The sequence below is a fragment of the Blastococcus sp. SYSU DS0539 genome, assembly GCF_054050855.1.
Window position 1 is genome coordinate 1 of the sequence record NZ_JBJHAF010000028.1, and the last position, 1,507, is coordinate 1,507.

Below are 1,507 nucleotides of genomic sequence, written 5' to 3' on the forward strand. Positions count from 1 at the left end.
AGCGCCCCGCCCAGCCCCCCCCCCCCCCCCCCCCCCCCCCCCCCCCCCCCCCCCCCCCCCCCCCCCCCCCCCCCCCCCCCCCCCCGCGGGGTCGGGTTCTCGGTCAGGCCGAACCGTCCGCGCCGCCGTCGGCGCCGCCGTCCGCGCCACCGGCCGCGCCGCCATCGGCACCGCCGTCCGCGCCACTGTCGGCGCCACCGTCGGCACCGCCGTCCGCGCCACTGTCGGCGCCACCGTCGGCACCGCCGTCGGCACCGCCGTCCGCGCCGCCATCGGCGCCACCGTCGGCACCGCCGTCCGCACCGCCGTCGTGCGTGCCCGGGGTGCCGGAGGCACCACCGTCGGCCGGACCCCCCGTGCTGGTCATGTCCTCGTCGTCGAGCGCCACTGGCTCCTCCGATCCGATCGACCCGGGCCACCGGACGGCGACCCTGCGCAGGCTGCTGTACCTCGTGCGCGGGCGCTCCACACATGCGCGGTGACCTCGGGGTTCGTGCCGGGGGAGGGGGTGTGCCGGAGCCGTCGCCGGACGGGGAACGCATGTCTCGATCGGGTTACGGCTGGCCGCCCGGGGTGGCCTGCGCGGCAGGTCGGGCATCCCTGTCCCGAACAGCTGGGACGACGAACGAGAAGGAGAGGGTCATGACAGAAGGTCGTGCACGAGTCGAGTCCGGTACCGGGGCGGACGTCCGCCACGAGGGGGCCGCGAACCCGGTGGGGACCACGGAGGGCGCCACCCGGGTCGCGGCGGCCCCGCGGGGCGATCACGACGAGGAGCACCTCGGGCGGCCCACCCAGATCTCCCTGGCGCCGCCGCGGCGGGACCGCGTCCGGTGGGGCCCGGTCTGGTCCGGCCTGATCGTCGCGGTGCCCACCTTCCTGCTCCTGCAGTTGGCCACGCTTGCCCTGGGCTGGTGGGACATCGGCGCGGCCGACGGGAACAACGCCGACCTGATCAGCGGGATCAACGGGTTGATCGCGCTCTTCCTGGGTGGCCTCACCGCCGGGGCGACCGCGCTGTGGCGCGGGTTCAGCGAGGGGCTCCTGCACGGCATCCTCGTGTGGGCGCTCGCCGTGGTCACGATCGTGCTGCTCACCCTTTTCGGCGGTGGCGCGCTCCTCGGCTCGCTCGCCGGTGCGGTGACCGACATCGCCGGGATCCAGCAGTCCGACATCCCCGACATCCAGGCCGGCCAGGCCGCGGATGCGGCTCGCTCCGCCGCCAGCTGGGCGGTGCTCGGGCTGGGCCTGTCGATCGCCGCGGCGGCCCTCGGTGGCGTGCTCGGCGCCAAGATGTGGCCCGGCAAGCACGACGCCGAGAACGACCGGTTCGCCGTCCGCTGACCGCGGCGCGCCGCGGGGGGGGGGGGGGGGGGGGGGGGGGGGGGGCGGGGTGGGGGGGGGGGGGGGGGGGGGGGGGGGGGGGGGGGGGGGGGGGGGGGGGGGGGGGGGGGGGGGGGGGGGGGGGGGGGGGGGGGGGGGGGGGGTGGGGGGGGTGGGGGTGGTG

2 protein-coding genes are annotated in these 1,507 nt (G+C 78.8%); one reads left to right on the forward strand and one right to left on the reverse strand.

What is annotated here, in order from left to right; translation table 11 throughout:
• Positions 1–103 precede the first annotated feature (103 nt).
• A complete protein-coding gene (locus tag ACI790_RS19825) occupies positions 104–388 on the reverse strand; it encodes a BatC protein (RefSeq protein ID WP_456571508.1) in 285 nt (94 codons plus the stop codon).
• Between the two features lie 254 nt (positions 389–642).
• On the opposite strand from ACI790_RS19825, the gene ACI790_RS19830 reads away from it, so the two are divergent.
• Positions 643–1,344, forward strand: a complete 702-nt coding sequence (locus ACI790_RS19830) for a permease (protein ID WP_456571509.1) — start codon at positions 643–645, stop codon at positions 1,342–1,344.
• Positions 1,345–1,507: the final 163 nt, after the last annotated feature.